The sequence below is a fragment of the Sphingomonas sp. genome (assembly GCF_017744835.1).
In the GTDB taxonomy this organism is placed as follows: Bacteria; Pseudomonadota; Alphaproteobacteria; order Sphingomonadales; family Sphingomonadaceae; genus Sphingomonas.
This window is the reverse complement of record NZ_JAGIAM010000001.1, coordinates 1247848-1265466: the sequence shown is the minus strand read 5'-3', so window position 1 is coordinate 1265466 and position 17619 is coordinate 1247848. Positions and strand designations below refer to the sequence as shown.

General features: G+C 68.6%; 12 protein-coding genes. 7 read left to right on the top strand and 5 right to left on the bottom strand.

The annotated features are described in order from the left end of the window. Both J7500_RS06055 and J7500_RS06050 read left to right on the top strand, forming a co-directional pair. Complete coding sequence (locus tag J7500_RS06055) at nucleotides 1–3192, top strand: efflux RND transporter permease subunit (RefSeq protein WP_294060623.1); 3192 nt, start codon at nucleotides 1–3, stop codon at nucleotides 3190–3192. Further along, on the top strand, nucleotides 3189–4640 hold the full coding sequence (locus J7500_RS06050; protein WP_294060622.1) for an efflux transporter outer membrane subunit: 1452 nt from the start codon (nucleotides 3189–3191) through the stop codon (nucleotides 4638–4640). Before J7500_RS06055 ends, J7500_RS06050 begins: the two co-directional genes overlap by 4 nt. A 40-nt stretch (nucleotides 4641–4680) precedes the next feature. Here the strand turns inward: J7500_RS06050 and J7500_RS06045 are convergent, their stop codons facing one another. Genes J7500_RS06045 through J7500_RS06035 form a run of 3 tightly spaced genes read right to left on the bottom strand, consistent with a single transcriptional unit; the run spans nucleotide 4681 to nucleotide 7786 of the window. After that, the gene (locus J7500_RS06045) at nucleotides 4681–5307 is read right to left on the bottom strand and encodes a 2-dehydro-3-deoxy-6-phosphogalactonate aldolase (protein WP_294060621.1); all 627 of its coding nucleotides are present in this window, start codon (nucleotides 5305–5307) and stop codon (nucleotides 4681–4683) included. Further along, the gene (locus J7500_RS06040) at nucleotides 5304–6170 is read right to left on the bottom strand and encodes a 2-dehydro-3-deoxygalactonokinase (RefSeq protein ID WP_294060620.1); all 867 of its coding nucleotides are present in this window, start codon (nucleotides 6168–6170) and stop codon (nucleotides 5304–5306) included. Before J7500_RS06040 ends, J7500_RS06045 begins: the two co-directional genes overlap by 4 nt. Beyond that, nucleotides 6167–7786 (bottom strand): sodium/sugar symporter, encoded by a 1620-nt coding sequence (locus J7500_RS06035; RefSeq protein WP_294060619.1) that lies wholly within the window; start codon nucleotides 7784–7786, stop codon nucleotides 6167–6169. The genes J7500_RS06040 and J7500_RS06035 overlap by 4 nt, the downstream gene beginning before the upstream one ends. A 174-nt stretch (nucleotides 7787–7960) precedes the next feature. Between J7500_RS06035 and J7500_RS06030 the strand changes: the two genes are divergently transcribed. Together J7500_RS06030 and J7500_RS06025 are read left to right on the top strand one after the other, a co-directional pair. Beyond that, on the top strand, nucleotides 7961–8698 hold the full coding sequence (locus J7500_RS06030; RefSeq protein WP_294060618.1) for a FadR/GntR family transcriptional regulator: 738 nt from the start codon (nucleotides 7961–7963) through the stop codon (nucleotides 8696–8698). A 395-nt stretch (nucleotides 8699–9093) separates the two neighbouring features. Further along, nucleotides 9094–12027: a TonB-dependent receptor gene (locus tag J7500_RS06025; RefSeq protein WP_294060616.1), complete on the top strand. Its 2934-nt coding sequence runs from the start codon at nucleotides 9094–9096 to the stop codon at nucleotides 12025–12027. Nucleotides 12028–12250: 223 nt separating this feature from the next. On the opposite strand, the gene J7500_RS06020 is transcribed toward J7500_RS06025, so the two are convergent. Together J7500_RS06020 and J7500_RS06015 are read right to left on the bottom strand one after the other, a co-directional pair. Beyond that, entirely contained in the window at nucleotides 12251–12577 is a 327-nt protein-coding gene (locus J7500_RS06020; RefSeq protein WP_294060615.1) for a DNA primase, read from the bottom strand. Between the two features lie 112 nt (nucleotides 12578–12689). After that, a complete protein-coding gene (locus tag J7500_RS06015; RefSeq protein WP_294060614.1) occupies nucleotides 12690–13931 on the bottom strand; it encodes a multidrug effflux MFS transporter in 1242 nt (413 codons plus the stop codon). Nucleotides 13932–14078: 147 nt separating this feature from the next. Between J7500_RS06015 and J7500_RS06010 the strand changes: the two genes are divergently transcribed. The 3 genes from J7500_RS06010 (at nucleotide 14079) to glpX (ending at nucleotide 17598) form a co-directional block, all read left to right on the top strand. After that, complete coding sequence (locus J7500_RS06010) at nucleotides 14079–15026, top strand: 2-oxoglutarate and iron-dependent oxygenase domain-containing protein (protein ID WP_294060613.1); 948 nt, start codon at nucleotides 14079–14081, stop codon at nucleotides 15024–15026. Between the two features lie 164 nt (nucleotides 15027–15190). Then, nucleotides 15191–16483 (top strand): homoserine dehydrogenase, encoded by a 1293-nt coding sequence (locus tag J7500_RS06005; RefSeq protein ID WP_294060612.1) that lies wholly within the window; start codon nucleotides 15191–15193, stop codon nucleotides 16481–16483. 149 nt (nucleotides 16484–16632) lie between these two features. Then, nucleotides 16633–17598, top strand: coding sequence for a class II fructose-bisphosphatase (gene glpX, locus J7500_RS06000; protein ID WP_294060611.1), 966 nt, complete (start codon nucleotides 16633–16635; stop codon nucleotides 17596–17598). Nucleotides 17599–17619: the final 21 nt, after the last annotated feature.

Genomic DNA, 17619 nt, shown 5'->3' with positions numbered 1-17619 from the left:
ATGTCTCGCATATTCATCGATCGCCCGATCTTCGCCTGGGTGATCGCGATCATCGTGATGCTGATGGGCGTGGGCGCGATCATGTCGCTGCCGATCGCGCAATATCCAGACGTCGCGCCGCCGCAGGTCAACATCCGCGCCTCCTATCCGGGCGCCTCTGCCGAGACGGTGCAGAATTCGGTCACCCAGGTGATCGAGCAGCAGCTCACCGGCATCGACGGGCTGATCTATTTCAGCTCCTCGTCGACGTCGCGCGGACAGGTGAACATCTCGGCGACGTTCGAGAAGGGCACCGATCCCGATATCGCCCAGGTGCAGGTGCAGAACCAGGTACAGCAGGCACTGTCGCGCCTGCCGCAGCAGGTGCAGCAGCAGGGGCTGCGCGTCACCAAGTCGAATCCCGACTTCCTGATGATCGTCGGCGTCTATGACGAGACCGACAAGCGCACCAACCAGGACGTGTCCGACTGGCTGGCGTCGAACCTGCAGGACCCGCTCGCGCGCGTGCCGGGCGTGGGCGACACCAATGTGTTCGGCGCGCCCTATGCGATGCGCATCTGGCTGAACCCCGACCGGCTGGCGAGCTATTCGCTGATGCCGAGCGACGTGATCAGCGCGATCCAGGCGCAGAACACCGAAGTCGCCGCCGGCGAGATCGGCGGCCAGCCGCAGCCGCCGACGCAGATGCTCAACGCGACGGTGACCGCCCAGTCGCGCCTGCAGACGCCCGAGCAGTTCCGCCAGATCATCCTCAAGACCGAGGCGAGCGGCGCCAACGTGCTGCTGAGCGATGTCGCGCGCATTGAGCTGGGCGCCGAGAGCTACAACGCCGTGAGCCGCGTCAACGGCCATCCGGGCGCGGGCATCGCGATCAGCCTGGCCCCCGGCGCCGACGCGCTCGAGACCGCCGAGCTGGTCAAGGCCAAGGTCGAGGACATTTCGCGCGGCTTCCCGGCGGGCTTCAAATACGCCTATGCCAACGACACGACCGCCTTCATCAAGCTCTCGATCGAGGAAGTGGTGAAGACGCTGGTCGAGGCGATCATCCTGGTGGTGATCGTGATGTTCATCTTCCTGCAGAGCGTGCGCGCGACGCTGATCCCGTTCATCGCGGTGCCGGTGGTGCTGCTCGGCACCTTCGCGGTCTTCTATGCGCTGGGCTTCTCGATCAACACGCTGACTCTGTTCGGGCTGGTGCTGGCGATCGGCATGCTCGTCGACGACGCGATCGTCGTGGTCGAGAACGTCGAGCGATTGATGGAGGAGGACCCCGAGCTCGGTCCGCGCGAGGCGACGATCCGGTCGATGGACCAGATCCAGATGGCGCTGGTCGGCATCGCGCTGGTGCTCTCGGCGGTGTTCCTGCCGATGGCCTTCTTCGGCGGCTCGACCGGGGTGATCTACCGGCAATTCTCGGTGACGATCGTCTCGGCGATGGTGCTGTCGGTGATGGTCGCGCTGATCCTGACGCCGGCGCTGACCGCGACGCTGCTCAAGAAGAAGAGCCAGGAGCATAATGGCTGGGTGGAGCGGCGCTTCCCCGCCGTGGGGCGCTTCTTCGCGAAGGCACGCGACGGCTTCAACACCAACTTCGATCGCGGCGTGCAGCGCTACACGCAGACGGTGTCCACCGTGGTCAACCGCAAGTGGCTGTTCCTGCTGATCTACCTGCTGGTCTGCGCGCTGCTCGTGGCGCTGTTCACGCGGCTGCCGACCGGCTTCCTGCCGACCGAGGACCAGGGCGCGGTGTCGGTGCAGTTCCGCCTGCCCGCCGGCGCGACCCAGAGCCGCACGCAGGAAGTGCAGAAGGCGGTCGAGCGCTATTTCATGGAGCAGGAAGGCAAGAACACCGCGACGATGTTCACCGTCACCGGCGGCGGTGGCGGCGGCGGCGCGAGCGGCCAGAACACCGGCCAGGGCTTCATCAACCTCGCCGACTGGTCCGAGCGCCACGGCAGGGAGAATGGCGCCGAGGCGATCGTCCAGCGTGCGGCGGGCGCGTTCCGCAACTTCCGCGACGCGCAGGTCTTCGCGCTGGTGCCGCCGGCAATCCGCGGGCTCGGCCAGTCGAGCGGCTTCACCATGCAGCTGCAGAATTCGAGCGGCATGTCGCGCGAGCAGTTCCTCGCGGCGCGCGACAAGCTGCTGGCCGAGGCGAACAACGATCCGATGCTGGCGCAGGTGCGGCTCTCGGACCTGCCCGACGTGGCGACGCTCAAGGTCGACATCGACCAGCAGAAGCTGTCGGCGCTGGGGCTGAACCAGGGCGACGTCAACTCGACGCTGTCGACGGCCTGGGGCGGGCGCTACGTTAACGACTTCATCGACCGCGGCCGCGTCAAGCGCGTCTATGTCCAGGGCGACGCGCAGTTCCGCGCGAGCCCCGAGAACATCAACGAGTGGTTCGTCCGCTCGCGCGACGGCGAGATGGCGCCCTTCTCGTCCTTCGCGCAGACGAGCTGGGCGACCGCGCCGACGACCATGTCGCGCTTCCAGGGCATCCCCGCGTTCGAGATCCAGGGCCAGGCCGCGCCGGGCACCAGCTCGGGCGAGGCGATGCGGCGGATGGAGAAGCTCGCCGCGCAGATCCCGGGCACCAGCGTCGCCTGGTCGGGGCTGTCGTTCCAGGAGCGGCTGTCGTCGGGCCAGGCGCCGTACCTCTATGCGGTGTCGCTGCTGGTCGTGTTCCTGTGCCTCGCCGCGCTCTACGAGAGCTGGTCGGTCCCCGCCGCGGTGCTGCTCGTCATTCCGCTCGGCCTTGTCGGCGCGGTGTTCGCAGTGACGCTGCGCGGGCTGCAGAACGACGTCTATCTGCAGATCGGCCTGCTCACGACCATGGGCCTGGCGGCGAAGAACGCGATCCTGATGATCGAGTTCGCCGAGCAGGCCGAGAAGCGCGGCGCGCGGATCATCGACGCCGCGCTCGAGGCCGCGCGCATCCGCCTGCGGCCGATCCTGATGACCAGCCTCGCCTTCATCTTCGGCGTGCTGCCGCTGGCGATCTCGACCGGTGCAGGCGCCAACAGCCGCATCGCGATCGGCACCGCCGTGATCGGCGGCATGCTGACCGCGACGGTGCTGGCGATCTTCTACATCCCGCTGTTCTTCGTGCTCGTCCGCCGCGGCGTACGCGACGGGTTCAAGGCCCTGCGCGAGCGCGTGCGGCGCAATCCTCCGGAGGCCACGGCATGAAGCGCGCCGCGCTGTTCCTTGCGGCGACCGCGCTCGCCGGCTGCTCGATGGAGCCCAAATACGTCCAGCCCGCGGCGCCGGTGCCGCCGAGCTGGCCGGTGGGCGACGCCTATCTGCGCCAGAGCGAGGCCGCGCTGCCGGCAGTCACGTATCGCGACATCTTCCGCGACGCGCGGCTCCAGTCGCTGATCGCCCAGGCGCTCGCCAACAACCGCGACCTGCGCGTCGCGGCGGCCAACATCCGCGCCGCGCGCGAGCAATATCGCATCCAGCGCGCCGACCGGCTCCCCGAAGTGACCGCCGGCGTCGGCGCGACGGTCTCGGACGGGCGGAGCGGCAGCGGTGCCAGCGGGGGCTCGAACGATTCGGGTCCGCGAACCAGCTTCTCGGCCGACGCCGGCATTCCGGGCTTCGAGCTCGACCTGTTCGGCCGCGTCGCCTCGCTCACCCATGCCGAGCAGAATCGCTATTTCGCGACCGAGGCGGGCGCCCGCGCGACCTGGCTCACGCTGGTCGGCGACATCGCCGATGCCTGGCTCCGCCACGCGGCCGACGCGAGCCTGCTCCGGATCGCCGAGGACACGGCCAAGAACGCGGAGAGCAGCGTGCGGCTCACGCGTGCGCGGCTGGAGGGCGGCATCGCGCCGCGCACCGACCTGCGCCAGGCCGAGCAAGTGCTCGAGGGCGCACGCGCCGACTTGGCCGAGCAGCGCACCGCGCTGGCGCAGGACGTCAACCTGCTCCAGCTCCTCGTCGGCGCGCCGATCGATCCGGCGACGCTTCCCGGCTCGATCGACGATGCCGCCAGAACCATCGCCGAGCTGCCCGCGGGCATGGATTCGGGCGTGCTGCTGCGCCGGCCGGACGTGGTCCAGGCCGAATACCAGCTCCGTGCCGCCAATGCCGAGATCGGCGCCGCGCGCGCCGCGCTCTTCCCGCGCATCTCGCTCACGGGTCTGCTCGGGCTCGCCAGCAACGCGCTGACCGGGCTGCTGAGCGGCGGCGGGTTCAACTGGTCGGCGGGCGCCAATGCCGATTACTCGATCTTCCGCGGCGGCGCGGGCAAGGCCGGGGTGCGGCTGAGCGAGGCGCAGCGCGATGCCGCAATCGCCAGCTACGAGCGCGCGATCCAGACCGCCTTCCGCGAAGTCGCCGACGCGCTGGCGCGCCGCGGCACGATCACCGAGCAGCTCCGCGCGACCCAGGCCCAGGCCGAGGCGGCAGCCGACACCTATCGCCTGACCGAGGCGCGCTATCGCGGCGGAATCGAGCCCTTCCTCTCCAGCCTCGACGCGCAGCGCTCCTTCTATTCGGCGCAGCGCGGGCTGGTGAACACACGGCTGGTGCAGGCGAGCAACCTGGTGACGCTCTATCGTACGCTGGGCGGCGATTCGCTCCTCCAGCCGACGCCCCAGGGCCCGGTGCCGGTCAACGGCGAGGCGCCTTAATCCGCCATTCTCCCCTTCCTGAAAGGGGGGGAGAGGGAAATCAGCCGAGCGCCGCGACGAACGCCCGCGCGCGGGGGCGGACGTCGTCCGCAGTGAACCCCGGCTTGTAGAGCGCCGACCCCAGGCCGAAGCCCGCCGCGCCGGCTTCGCGCCACGGATCCATATTGTCCGGCGCGATCCCGCCGACGGGAAGCAGGCGCATGTCCTTGGGAAGCACCGCGCGCATCGCCTTGAGCACCGCGGGACTCGATCCCTCGGCGGGGAAGAGCTTGAGCGCGGTGGCGCCCGCGTCGATCGCGGCAAAGGCCTCGGTCGGAGTCACCACGCCGGGGAGCGACACCAGCCCCGCCGCGGCGCTCGCGGCGATCACGCGCGTGTCGGCGTTGGGCGAGATGATCATCGTGCCGCCGGCGGCGCGCACGGCATCGACCTGATCGACGCGCAGCACCGTGCCGGCACCGATCACCGCGCGGCCCTCGAACCGCCGCGCCAGCCGCGCGACGCTGTCGAGCGGCTCGGGCGAGTTCATCGGCACTTCGATCAGCGTGAAGCCGCCGTCGACCAGCGCCTCGCCGACCGCCTCGACTTCGTCGGGCTTCACCCCGCGCAGGATCGCGATCAGCGGGCAGCGGGCGAAGGCGGCGTCGAATGCGGCGATATGGCTCATTGTCTCACGATCTCGTTGATCCCCGCGACGAAGGCGGCGTGGCTGTCGATCAGATAGGCATTGCGGCCGTGCGCTTGAATCGCCGCCGCGTAAAGTCCGCCGAGGCCCGGATCGGCGAGAATGTGCACCGTGTCGTGCCCCGTGGTCGCGAGCCGTGCCGAGACGTCGCTGCCGATCAGCAGCCCGCTGGCATAGGAAGCCGCATCGGCATCGTCGCGCCGGCCGAGCATCTTCGCGGCGCGGATGCCGAACAGCAGCGCGGCGAGATCCTGGCGCTTGCCGTCCTCGACGCCCTCGCGGAAGGCGTCTCCAAGCGTCACTTCGCCGCCCAGTTGTGCCGCGAGCAGGCCGTGCCTGCGCAGCAGCGCGAACAGCTCGCCGGTCATCGCCGTGACGAAGTCGGCGACCTTGCCGCCCTGCATCTCGACCCATTTGCAATGCGTGCCCGGCTGGGCGAGCAGCGAATCCGCCGGCACCAGCCCCGCCGCCACGGCGCCCAGAAGCTGGACCTCCTCGCCCCGCATCACGTCGGGACGGCCGCTGACCAGCGTCGAGATGCCGGGGACGATCGCGGTGCGCGCGTCGATCCAGAGCAGCGCCGCGGCAAGCTCGGCCACGCCGGCGGGCGCGGCGACATAGGGCGCCGGCCGCCAGCCGATGTTCGACCCCACCATGCCCGCGAGCAGCATCGGCAGGTCGCCGAAGCGTTCGCGGATCGCCAAGGCTTCCGCGGAGAAATCCTCCACCGCCGTGACGCCCCTGTCGTCGCGCTCGGTGCGGACCACCCGGCCGTCCTCGATCAGGAAGACGCGCCGGTTGGTCGTACCCCAGTCGACCGCGAGAAAGGGCCCTTCGAAGCTCACCACCAGGTCGCGTAGAGCGCGATCAGGATCAGGATGATGATCACCCCCGCCACGTTGAAGCCGGTGGTCGTGCGGAAGCTCACCCCTTCCATGGTGATGCGGTTGCTGTCGGCGCGCGCCGGGCGGGCGAGCGAGACGATCACCGCCAGCGCGAGCGAGAGGAAGAACACGATCATCATGCGGTTCATGAACGGCACTGCGTTGAGCGCCGCGATCCCACCCCAGTCCGCCGGGAACCAGAAGAGGAAGCTCAGCACCACCGACGCAATGGCGCCGACGAGCGCGCCTGCCTCGGTCGCGCGCGGCCAGAACAGGCCGAGCAGGAAGATGACGGTGATGCCCGGCGTCACGAAGCCCGAAAATTCCTGGATGTACTGGAACGCCTGGTCGAGGCTGCCGAGCAGCGGCCGTGCCGTCAGCATCGCAATGACGATCGCGACCACCGCGGCGATCCGGCCGACGAGCACGAGCTTCGTCTCGCGCGCGCGGTTGCCCTCGGCATCCTCGGCCTGGGTCGGCACGCCCTTGAGCTTGGCATAGATGTCGAGGGTGAAGATCGTCGCGATCGAATTGATCTTGGACGCGGTCGACGCGATGATCGCCGCGATCAGCGCCGCGAAGACGAGGCCGAGCAGCCCGGTCGGCAGCAGCGCCATCATCGTCGGATAGGCCTGGTCGGGCTTGGCGAGATCGGGCGCGAGCACCACCGCGGCGATGCCCGGCAGCACGATGATCACCGGCATCAGCAGCTTGAGGAAGCCCGCGAAGATCACGCCCTTCTGCGCCTCGGGCAGGCTCTTCGCCGCCAGCGCGCGCTGGATGATATACTGGTTGAAGCCCCAGTAGCTCAGGTTGGCGATCCACATGCCGCCGACCAGCACGGCGATGCCGGGCAGCTCCTTGTAGTGCGGATTGTCGGGGCTGAGGATCATGTCGAAGTGATCGGGCACGCGGCGAGTCAGCTCGGCGAAGCCGCCTAGCACGCCCGCGCCGCCGCCGATCTTGCTCAGCGTCAGGTACGAGACGACGAGCCCGCCGAGCACGAGAAGCGTGACCTGGACGATGTCGGTCAGCGCCACCGCCTTGAGGCCGCCGCGCAGCTGGTAGAGCAAGGCGAAGGCGCCGAGGCCGACCAGCGCCACGTCCTGGTTGACGCCGGCGACCTGCGTCACCGCCACCGATCCGAGCCAGATGATCGAAGTCAGGTTCACGAAGACGTAGAGGACGAGCCAGAACACCGCCATCACCGTCCGGATGGTCGGCCCGAACCGCTGCTCGAGGAACTGCGGCATGGTGTAGATCTGGTTCTTGAGGAAGATCGGCAGGAAGAACTTGCCGACGATCAGCAGCGTCAGCGCCGCCATCCACTCGTAGGAGGCGATCGCGAGGCCGATCGCATAGCCCGATCCCGACATGCCGACGATCTGCTCGGCCGAGATGTTGGCCGCGATCAGCGAGGCGCCGATCGCCCACCAGGGCAGCGCCTTGGAGGCAAGGAAATAGTCGGACGTGTCCTTGGTATGGCCCGCCTTCTCGCGGCTGACCCATTGCGCAAGGCCGAAGATGCCGATCGCGTAGATGATGACGACGATCAGGTCGATCTGCGAGAGACTCATGGCTTCCTCCCCCTTTGCCAGGGTCCGGCGTTGCTCGCCGCCCGGCCGCCGCTGTACGGCTTTGCGGTCTCATTTATCCGATTTATTGCCCTTGTCCAGCGGAACCGCAGGAGTAACAAGGGGCCGAAAAGCCGCGCGCCAAGGCCATGCGACGCGCGCGAAAAGGGGGAGAGGATGGCGCTCGAATATCCGGCACTCGGCATGGCCGACGCGCGGCCCCAGCTCGGACGCAACCTCACCTATGGCCTGCTCGACAGCCTGGGGCGCGCGATCGTCACCGGCCGATACGAGCGCGAGCCCTTCCCCACCGAGGCCGAGCTGGCCAGGCAGCACGGCGTCAGCCGCTCGGTGACGCGCGAGGCAGTGAAGATGCTCACTGCCAAGGGGCTGCTGAGCGCCCGCCCGCGCCAGGGCACGGTCGTCCGCCCCGCCGCCGACTGGAACCTGTTCGATCCCGACGTTCTGCGCTGGCTGCTCGAACGGCAATTCTCGCTCGACCTGCTCCGCCAGTTCAACCAGCTCCGCGTCGCGATCGAGCCCGAGGCGGCGGCGCTGGCGGCGCGCTTCGGTGGGGCCGAGGACCTGGAGCATATCTCCGCCGGCCTCGCGCGGATGGAAGCCGCCGAGCGCGGCGAGGACGATCCGCTGGAGGCCGACATCGCCTTCCACGTCGCAGTGCTCCACGCCTCGCAGAACCCCTTCTACGCGCAGTTCCGCGAGATGGTGGGCACCGCGCTTCGCACCTCGATCCGCTTCACCAACCGGATCAAGGGCCGCAACGCGAGCCTTGCCGACCATGCCGCGGTGCACGACGCGATCCTCGCGCGCGATGCCGAGGCGGCGCGCGACGCGATGCGCGCGCTGATCGCCGACGTGCTCGAGCTGATCGACGCGCAGCAGCCGGCCGGCTGACGCGTAGGGCGCCCACATCCGCGCCGGATAGTCGAAACAGGCCGGCACGCCCGTCGGCGGCTCGGCGAGCCCGCCACAATCCGCTTTCGGCAGTCGCCCATCCCGCGCCCTTGTTCGGCAAGCCCATGCCGGCAATCGCAAGGCGCCAGCCCCGCGACGGGACAGGCGATTTGGCACCGGTGTCACAGTTTGATTGACAAAGCCCGAGCCCGATTGTTAAGTCTGCCTGACACCGGTTACCGGTAGAACCGGAGGCGAGACCGTCGAAGAACGGCCGCCGTTGGGGAGGACGCACAGGCTATCGGGTGAATCGCGTCCCTGCAGAACTGAGCTTCCGCGCACATGGCGTGCCGGAACGAACACAATGTCGCGCCTGCGGCACATGGAGGTAGGGGATGCGAATTTCAGTTTCCGGTTCGTTCGATTCGATTGCGCGCACGCTGGGCGGCGCGTCGATGGCCGCGCTCGCGCTCGGCCTGGCGATGCCTGCCGCGGCCCAGACCGACCCCGCCGCGGACCAGCCCGCCGCCGATGCGCAAGAGCCGGCGCCCGCCGAGGACGAGATCGTCGTCACCGGCTTCCGCCGGTCGCTCGAAGCCGCGCTCAACGTGAAGCGCAATTCGGTCACTTCGGTCGACGCGATCGTCGCCGAGGACATCGCCAAATTCCCCGACCAGAACCTCGCCGAATCGCTCCAGCGCATCCCCGGCATCTCGATCCAGCGCGACGGCGGCGAGGGCCGCGCGATCACCGTGCGCGGGCTGGGCTCGCAGTTCACGCGCGTTCGGGTCAACGGGCTCGAGACGATCGCGACGTCGCACGACGGCGCCTCGTCCAACCGCGATCGCGCCTTCGACTTCAATGTCTTCGCCTCCGAGCTGTTCAGCTCGATCGTAGTCCACAAGACCGCCGAGGCCTCGCTCGACGAAGGCTCATTGGGCGCGGTCGTCGACCTCAACACCGGCAACCCTCTCGCCGGCAAGGCAGGCTTCACGATCGTCGGCTCGGCGCAGGCGAGCTACAACGACCTGAGCGAGACCTGGGGTCCGCGCTTCGCCGGCCTGCTCGGCTGGAAGTCGCCCGACGGGACGCTCGGCGCCTCGGTCTCGGCGGCCTATCAGAAGAGCGAGACGCTCGAGCTCGGCAACAACAGCGTGCGCTGGGCGCAGGCGCCGTTCGATTCGGTGGACGGCACGCCGTGCTTCTGGAACTCCACGGTCAGCGGCGGCACGCGCAACTACACTACGCCGCAGGCCAATAGCGGCGGCAGCTACCGCCCCGATTTCAGCTCGGCCTGCGATCAGGTCGCGCTCGCCTTCCACCCGCGTATTCCGCGCTACGGCGTGGTGCGCCACGAGCGCGAGCGCCTCGGGCTCACTGCGAGCGTCCAATGGGCGCCGACCGACGCGACCAAGATCTCGATCGACGGGCTCTATTCGCGCTTCAAGGAAGATCGCGAGGAGAAGTGGCTCGAGGTGCTGCTGCGCTCGAACGAACGCTCGATCAACATCAGCGACTATACCATCGATTCCAACAACAACCTGATCGCCGCCACGCTCAACGATGCCTGGGTGCGCACCGAGCATTTCCTCAAGCAGTCGCAGACCGAATTCTACCAGATCGGCGCGAGCTGGGATCAGGACATCGGCGAGAATTTCCGCTTCACCCTGCTGGGCGGCATCTCCAAGTCGGATGCCGACGTGCCGGTCGAGACGACCTTCGTCTTCGACGATCGCGACGCGCAGGGCTATCGCTACGACTATAGCGACATGAACCGGCCGGTGCTGAGCTTCGGCACCAGCGTCACCGATCCGGCCAATTTCCAGCTCGCCGAGATCCGCGACCGTCCGTCGAACGTCACCAACAAGTTCAAGACGGTGCAGCTGCGCACCGAATGGGACGCGGCGGAAGGCTTCACGGTCAAGACGGGCGGCGTATACCGGCGCTTCGACTTCGATTCCGAAGCCTATACCCGCGATGCCGTGGTGTGCGGCAACGGTGGCGTCGACCGCGTGCTGGGGACGATCACCTGTTCGCCCTCCTCGGCGTTCGGTCCCTCGGCGATCTATGGCTTCCCCGCGGGCAACCTGGGCGAGCTCGTGTCGCTCGGCGATGCCGGCCAGCCCGGCGGCACCACCACCGAATGGCTGATCCCCAATCTCGACGCCGCCGCGGGCTTCACCGGCCTCTACGGCCGGCCGCTGGCAGTCGACGCGGGCAACACGCGCAGCGTGACCGAGGAAGTGAAGGGCGGCTATCTCCAGTTCGACGCGCGGCGCGATCTGGGCGGGATCGAAATGGCGATCAATGCGGGCATCCGCTACGTCAACACGCACCAGACCTCGACCGGCCTGAGCAGCGGCGTGCCGGTCACGGTCGAGCGCAGCTATGACGACTGGCTGCCCTCGTTCAACGTCGCGATCTTCCCGGCGCACGACCTGATCATCCGCGGCGCCATCGCCAAGGTGATCACGCGGCCGTCGCTCGGCAATCTGACGCCCGGCGGCTCGGTCGACGGGTTCAACTACCGGATCAGCTACGGCAATCCGTTCCTCGAGCCCTATCGCGCGACGGCCTATGACGCGGCGATCGAATGGTATTTCGCGCCGCAGTCGATCGCCTCGGTCGCCTTCTTCCGCAAGGAGATCCAGAGCTTCCCGGTTTCCGAGACGCGCAGCGGCACCTTCGCCTCGACCGGGCTGCCGCTGTCGATCATCCCGCCGAGCTCACCGGCCGCGATCAATCCGGAAGGCCAGCTGTGGACGATCAACTCGATCACCAACGGCAAGGGCGCGACGCTCAACGGCGTCGAGCTGTCGCTGCAGGCGCCGTTCCGCTTCCTGCCGGGGTTCCTCTCGAACTTCGGCGGCATCGTCAACGCGACCTTCGTCGACTCCAAGGCCACCTACAATGTCTCGGGGCCGGTCGAGCAGGTGTGCGTCCGTACCTCGCCCACAGCTGCCTGCACCTTCGGCCCGCTCGTGCCGGCGCTGCGGGAATCGACGCTGTTCGGCCTCTCGAAGAAGGCGTTCAACGCGACGCTCTATTACGAGGACAGCCGCTTCAGCGCGCGTGCTTCGGTCAGCTATCGCGGCCCCTATGTCGACGCGAACAGCGGCACCGGCAATGTGTTCGAAGGCTATGACGCGATCACCAACGTCGACGCCTCGGTCCGCTACAAGCTGACCGACTGGGTCGAGCTCTCGGTCGAGGGTACCAACCTCACCGACGCCTATCGCGAGCGCTGGACCGACATCGATGCGCAGCGCAACTACGAGTACAACCACTTCGGCCGCACGATCCTGATCGGGGCGCGCTTCAAGATGTGAAGCTTCGCCCGCGGGCGAACGACGAAGGGCGCCTTTCCTTGCGGAAGGGCGCCCCTTGTTCGTGCGGGAAGCCGGAGCAGCTTCCAATGTAGGATTTGCGCTGCCACCCTCGACGCTGCTCTTTGAACCGTCCGGATTCGCCCGAAAGGCTCGGCAACAAAGATGCCCTCGGGCGACAGTTTATGTCACGATTCGCGGGAAAAGTGCGAAGCTAGCCGCCGAATCAGGGTTCGAGCGCGATGTCGTCGCCGTCGTCGAGCTCCTCGTCGAGATCGTCCTCGTCGAGCTCCTCGTCGTCGAAATCCGCCTGGATGTCGTCCTCGCGGATGTCTTCCTCGGCCAGGTCGACTTCCTCGTCCTCCTCGCCCAGCTCGTCGTCGACCATCCGGAGCTCGTCGGTGTCGTCCTCGTCGCCGTCCTCGCCCAGGTCGATCGGAATGTCGGTCAGGATCGTGCCGTCGCTGGGGGCGTCGTTGGTCGTCTCGATGATCTCGGCGCGCTGGCTCTCGTCATAGCCATCCTCGTCCCAGCCATCGTCGCCGGGCCCCATTGCGGGTATCTGCTGACCGCCCATTCGCCTGCCTCTCGTTGCTCCGGGGACCCGTGTCCCCAACAGCGTAACGAACGGCCAAGCAGCCCCCAGCGTTCCGCGAGGCTTGTACTTAGCTGGGGCGGAACAGCCTGCCGCGCTCGGCGATCGCGACGACGATGAAGGCGAGCACGCCCATCGCCAGGAAGCCCGCGTAGAGCGGCACCGTCGTCCCGTCGAAATTCTGGCCGATCGCCGCGCCGATCAGCGCGCCGCCCAGCGTGGTGACGAAGCCCTGCAGGCTCGACGCGGTGCCTGCGATCGCCCCCATCTTCTCCATCGCCATGGCGGAGAAGTTGGACGTGGCGAGACCGAAGCACGCCATCATCAGCGCCTGGAGGATCGCGAAGCTCCACAGCGATTCGAAGCCCCATTGGGCGACGAGCAAATGGATGCCGGCGATCACGATCAGCCCGGCGAGCGCCGAATGCGAGATGCGGCGCGTGCCGAGGTGCATCACGATCCGCGAGTTGAGGAAGGAGCCCAGCGCCATCGTGCTCGCCACTGCGGCGAACACGAGCGTCAGCAACTCGGGGCGGTGGAACACGTCCGCCATGATCTGCTGGACCGAGCCGATGAAGCCGAACAGCCCGCCCGACAGAAAGGCCGCGGCGAGCGTGTAGCCCACGGCATAGCGGTCGCGCAGCACCATGGCGTAGTCGCGCGCGATCCGCGCCGGGTGGAGCGACTGGCGCGCCTCCGCGCTCAGCGTCTCGGGCATGCGCAGCCAGAACCATGCGGCGACCAGCGCGGCGGTGGCGCCCACGCCCCAGAAGATCATCCGCCACGATCCTCCGGCCCAGAGGATGCCCTGGCCGAAGGCGGGTGCGAGGACGGGCGCCGCCATGAACACCATGAAGGCCAGGCTCATCACCCGCGCCATCGCGCGCCCGGCGAAGCAGTCGCGCACCAGCGCCACGGTCACCACGCGGGCACCCGCAGCGGCGGCTCCCATCGCGGCGCGCGCGACGAGAAGGAGCACGAAGCTCCCCGAGATCGCCGCCACCGCGCAGGTGACCACATAGGAAAGCAGCGCGATGCCCAGCACCGGCCGCCGCCCGAACCGGTCCGAGACCGGGCCGTAGATCAGCTGCGCGAAGGCGAAGCCGATCAGATAGGCAGTGATCACGAACTGGCGGTGGTTCGCCGATGCGACGTCGAGGCTGTCGCCGATCGCGGGCAGCGCGGGCAGCATCGAATCGATGCCGAGCGCGGTCAGAGCCATCATCGCGGCGATCAGCGCGACGAACTCGCCGAAGCGCAGCGGCGCGCGATCGGCGCTTTGGGTCGCAAGGCTTTGCGCGGGCTGGTTCATGGCGAGGCCAATGGCTCATCGTCGCCGACGCGTCACCCCTTTTGGCTCCGATACCGCTCACTGCCATCGAATAATTGCGCAGTCGCCGATGCTTGTCCGCGCGGGGGCGGCGGGTCTAACGGGGAATCAATTTCTTCGGAGACTCACATGCTCGACACTCTCGCCGAGATTCCGGCGCTCTCGCTGGCTGACCAGCAGACCGACCCGGACGGCTTCGCCCAGGCCTTCGGCCAGTCCTTCCAGCGCTTCGGCTTCGCGGTCGTCCGCGATCACGGCGTCCCCCAGCCGCTGATCGAGCGCGCGTGGGCGATGACCAAGGCCTTCTTCGATCTGCCCGAGGAAGAGAAGCGCGGCTATTTCATCCCGGGCCAGGGCGGCGCGCGCGGCTACACGCCGTTCAAGACCGAGATCGCCAAGGGCGCGACCCATGTCGATCTCAAGGAATTCTGGCACGTCGGCCGCGAGCTCCCCGCCGGCCACCGCTTCAGCGACGGCATGCCGCCCAACATCTGGCCGGCGCAGCCCGAGGGCTTCAAGGAGACTTTCCTCGAGCTGTTCCAGGCATTCGACACCGCGGGCGACAAGCTGCTCTCGGCGATCGCGCGCTACCTGGGTCTGGAGCCCAACTGGTTCGATCCGGCGGTCAAGGACGGCAATTCGGTGCTGCGCCTGCTCCACTATCCCCCCGTCCCCGCCGATGCCCCCGAAGTGCGCGCCGGCGCGCATGAGGACATCAACCTGATCACGCTGCTGCTCGGCGCCGAAGAGGCCGGGCTCGAGCTGCTCGACCGCGACGGCAAGTGGCTGGCGGTAAAGCCGCCCGAGGGCGCGATGGTGGTCAATGTCGGTGACATGCTCCAGCGCCTGACCAACCACGTCCTGCCCTCGACCACCCACCGCGTGGTCAACCCGCCGGCCGAGCGCCGCGGCCATTCGCGCTATTCGATGCCCTTCTTCCTGCACCCGGCGCCCGATTTCCTGATCAAGGCGCTGCCCCAGTGCGTCACCGCCGAGAACCCCGAGCGCGAGCCGCCGATCACGGCGGAGGACTATCTCAACGAGCGCCTGCGCGAGATCGGGCTCATCAAGAAGTAAGAAAATCTGTTTCCCCTCCCTGCGAGGGAGGGGCTAGGGGTGAGTTCAGCGACGGTCGGGCTCGATGCCCCGGCCGTCGCTTCCGATCAGGCGTCGAAGGCTCGCTTCGCTCGCCACCCACCCCCAACCCCTTCCTGCAAACAGGGAGGGGAGCGAGAGATGCTATGACCGAACCGCTGCGCGTTGCCCTTGCAGGCCTCGGAACCGTTGGCGCAGGCGTGATCCGCCTGATCGACGCCAATGGCGAGCTGATCGCGCGGCGCGCCGGACGGCCCATCGAGATCGTCGCGGTTTCCGCGCGCGACCGCAGCAAGGACCGCGGCGTCGATATCGCGCGCTTCGACTGGGTCGACGATCCCGCCGAGCTGGCGCGCCATGCCAGGGCCGATGTGGTCGTCGAGCTGGTCGGCGGGTCGGACGGCCCGGCGCTGGCGCTCGCCCGCGCGACGCTGGGCGGCGGCAAGAGCTTCGTCACTGCCAACAAGGCGATGATCGCGCACCACGGGCTCGAGCTGGCCCAGGCCGCCGAGGGCGCGGGAGTCGCGCTCAAGTTCGAGGCTGCGGTGGCCGGCGGCGTGCCCGTGATCAAGGGCCTTCGCGAAGGCGCCGCGGCGAACGAGATCGCCCGCGTCTATGGCATCCTCAACGGCACCTGCAATTTCATCCTCTCCAAGATGGAGGCCGAGGGCCGCGACTTTGCCGACATCCTCGAGGAGGCGCAGCGGCTCGGCTACGCCGAGGCCGATCCCAGCTTCGACATCGACGGCATCGACGCCGCGCACAAGCTCTCGATCCTCGCGAGCCTGGCCTTCGGCGCGCAGCCGGCGTTCGATCAGGTCGCCGTCACCGGCGTGCGCCACGTCATCGCCGCCGACATCGCCGAGGCCGCGGCGCTCGGCTATCGCATCCGCCTGCTGGGCGTGGCCGATGCCGGGCCGAACGGGCTGTTCCAGCGCGTCCACCCGCACCTCGTCCCCGTCAGCCATCCGCTCGCGCACGTCACCGGATCGACCAACGCCGTGGTCGCCGAGGGCAATTTCGTCGGCCGGCTGCTGTTCCAGGGCGCCGGCGCGGGCGACGGCCCGACCGCGAGCGCGGTGGTCGCCGACCTGATCGACATCGCGCGCGGCGAATTCGGCCCGCCCTACGCCATGCCCGCCGACGCGCTGGCGGCGCAGGGGCCCGCCGACAGCGGGGAACGGCTCGGCCGCGCCTATGTCCGCTTCACCGTGGTCGACAAGGTCGGCGTGCTCGCCGAGATCGCCGCGGCGATGCGCGACGCCGGCGTCTCGATCGAGAGCCTGATCCAGCGCGGCACCAGCGCCGACGGCAGCGTGCTCGTCGCGATCGTCACGCACGAGGGCCCCGAGCGCGCCGTCGCGCAGGCGCTCGAGAAGCTGCGCGGCTCGCAGAGCCTCGCCGGCGAGCCGATGTGGATGCACATTCTGGGAGCATGAGCGCAGACGGCGCGGCATCCCCCGCGGCCTGCAATCGCTCTGTCGCAAGCCGGTGGCAGAAACTCCTTCGGTCCGACAACGTTAGCGGCCTCGACACACCATCCCGCCGCCCCTATCGCCGCGGCAAATCCAGAGGGGAATTCTCGCCGATGCCCACCGCAAGCCATGTTCTCGATCGTGTCCTCGTGCTCGAAATGGTGCGAGTCACCGAGGCCGCCGCGATCGCCGCTTCCGAGCTGGTCGGCCGCGGCGACGAGAAGGCCGCGGACCAGGCCGCGGTCGAGGCGATGCGGGAGGCGCTCAACAAGCTCTATCTCGACGGCACCGTGGTGATCGGCGAAGGCGAGCGCGACGAGGCGCCGATGCTCTACATCGGCGAGAAGGTCGGCGCCGCGCAGGGCCGCGGGCCCAAGATCGACATCGCGCTCGATCCGCTCGAAGGCACGACCATCTGCGCCAAGGCCGGCCCCAATGCGCTGGCAGTGCTGGCGGTGGGCGAGGAAGGCTGCCTGCTCAACGCCCCCGACGTCTATATGGACAAGATCGCGGTCGGCCCCGGCTATCCCGAGGGCGTGATCGACCTCGACAAGTCGCCGACCGAGAACGTCAAGGCGATCGCCGCCGCGAAGGGGGTGCAGCCGCACGAGATCATCGCCTGCGTGCTCGACCGCCCGCGCCACGAGAAGCTGATCGCCGAGCTGCGCGGGCTCGGCTGCGGCGTGGTGCTGATCGGCGACGGCGACGTGGCCGGCGTGATCGCGACCACCGATCCCGATACCACGATCGACGTCTACATGGGTTCGGGCGGCGCCCCGGAGGGCGTGCTCGCCTGCGCGGCGCTGCGCTGCGTCGGCGGCCAGTTCAAGGGCCGGCTGCTGTTCCGCAACGACGACGAGCGCGCCCGCGCCCGCCAATGGGGCATCGACGATCTCGACAAGATCTACGACCTCACCGACCTGGCGAAGGGCGACTGCATCTTCGCGGCGACCGGCGTCACCGACGGTTCGCTGCTCGAGGGCGTCAAGCGCAAGCGCGGCAAGATGACCACCGAGAGCGTCGTGATGCGCGCGAGCTCGGGCACCGTCCGCTGGGTGCGCGGCGAACACCGGAACTGACATCGACGGCCGGGCGGCGAT

Coding starts and splice junctions, on each gene's coding strand:
- J7500_RS06055 (WP_294060623.1), top strand. CDS start 1: ATGTCTCGCATATTCATCGATCGCCCGATCTTCGCCTGGGTGATCGCG.
- J7500_RS06050 (WP_294060622.1), top strand. CDS start 3,189: ATGAAGCGCGCCGCGCTGTTCCTTGCGGCGACCGCGCTCGCCGGCTGC.
- J7500_RS06045 (WP_294060621.1), bottom strand. CDS start 5,307: ATGAGCCATATCGCCGCATTCGACGCCGCCTTCGCCCGCTGCCCGCTG.
- J7500_RS06035 (WP_294060619.1), bottom strand. CDS start 7,786: ATGAGTCTCTCGCAGATCGACCTGATCGTCGTCATCATCTACGCGATC.
- J7500_RS06030 (WP_294060618.1), top strand. CDS start 7,961: ATGGCGCTCGAATATCCGGCACTCGGCATGGCCGACGCGCGGCCCCAG.
- J7500_RS06025 (WP_294060616.1), top strand. CDS start 9,094: ATGCGAATTTCAGTTTCCGGTTCGTTCGATTCGATTGCGCGCACGCTG.
- J7500_RS06020 (WP_294060615.1), bottom strand. CDS start 12,577: ATGGGGCCCGGCGACGATGGCTGGGACGAGGATGGCTATGACGAGAGC.
- J7500_RS06015 (WP_294060614.1), bottom strand. CDS start 13,931: ATGAACCAGCCCGCGCAAAGCCTTGCGACCCAAAGCGCCGATCGCGCG.
- J7500_RS06010 (WP_294060613.1), top strand. CDS start 14,079: ATGCTCGACACTCTCGCCGAGATTCCGGCGCTCTCGCTGGCTGACCAG.
- J7500_RS06005 (WP_294060612.1), top strand. CDS start 15,191: ATGACCGAACCGCTGCGCGTTGCCCTTGCAGGCCTCGGAACCGTTGGC.
- glpX (WP_294060611.1), top strand. CDS start 16,633: ATGCCCACCGCAAGCCATGTTCTCGATCGTGTCCTCGTGCTCGAAATG.